Consider the following 729-nt stretch of genomic DNA (forward strand, 5'->3'; position numbering starts at 1 on the left):
CGACGGCAAGCGGCAGAACGAGATCATGAACGTGGTCGCGAAGGAGCTGTCGGATTCCGATATTGCGAACCTGGCGGCGTATTACTCAGGCATCCAGGTCGACGTGCTGCCGCCGGGCTGACCCGCGCGTCTCCCTCCCCCCTCTGCGGGGGAGGGTGGCCCCCGAAGGGGGGCGGGAGAGGGGAGCGACGGTGCCGAATGAGGCGCTGTGCTGCATGAAGGCCGCACCTAGTCCTGAACCCGGGTTCCCCTCTCCCGACCCCTGCTGACGCAGGGGCCACCCTCCCCCGCAGAGGGGGGAGGGGGAGCCGCGACGCGGCTCAATCGTCCATCTTCAGCGCCGCGATGAACGCCTCCTGCGGGATCTCCACGCGCCCGAACTGGCGCATCTTCTTCTTGCCTTCCTTCTGCCTGTCCAAGGACGTCACCGCCAAGTGCTACGGCGGCGACATCTCGCGCAAGCGCAAGCTGTTGGACAAGCAGAAGGAAGGCAAGAAGAAGATGCGCCAGTTCGGGCGCGTGGATATCCCGCAGGAGGCGTTCATCGCGGCGCTGAAGATGGACGATTGAGCCGCGTCGCGGCTCCCCCTCCCCCCTCTGTGGGGGAGGTCGACCCCTGCGTCAGCAGGGCTCGGGAGAGGGGAACCCGGGTCCAGAACTCGTTGCCGCCTTCATTCAACACAGCCCCCCCTTCCGCCCCGTCACTCCCCCTTCCCGTCCTCCTTCGCG

Annotated in this window: 1 protein-coding gene and 2 pseudogenes; 2 read left to right on the forward strand and 1 reads right to left on the reverse strand. The window is 67.2% G+C overall.

Translation table 11 applies throughout. The features are described from left to right. On the forward strand, window positions 1-121 hold a 121-nt coding region (locus tag MKK75_RS12385; protein WP_409567555.1), incomplete at its 5' end, for a c-type cytochrome. A gap of 199 nt (window positions 122-320) precedes the next feature. On the opposite strand, the pseudogene MKK75_RS36365 reads toward MKK75_RS12385, so the two are convergent. Further along, window positions 321-419 (reverse strand): annotated as a pseudogene (locus tag MKK75_RS36365) (hypothetical protein); the annotation flags it as partial. On the opposite strand from MKK75_RS36365, the pseudogene MKK75_RS12390 reads away from it, so the two are divergent. Continuing rightward, window positions 412-570, forward strand: a pseudogene (locus tag MKK75_RS12390) (hypothetical protein); the annotation flags it as partial. The pseudogenes MKK75_RS36365 and MKK75_RS12390 overlap by 8 nt on opposite strands. Window positions 571-729 lie beyond the last annotated feature (159 nt).

Origin of the sequence: Methylobacterium sp. J-030 (assembly GCF_022829545.1) — a bacterium.
GTDB lineage: Bacteria > Pseudomonadota > Alphaproteobacteria > Rhizobiales > Beijerinckiaceae > Methylobacterium.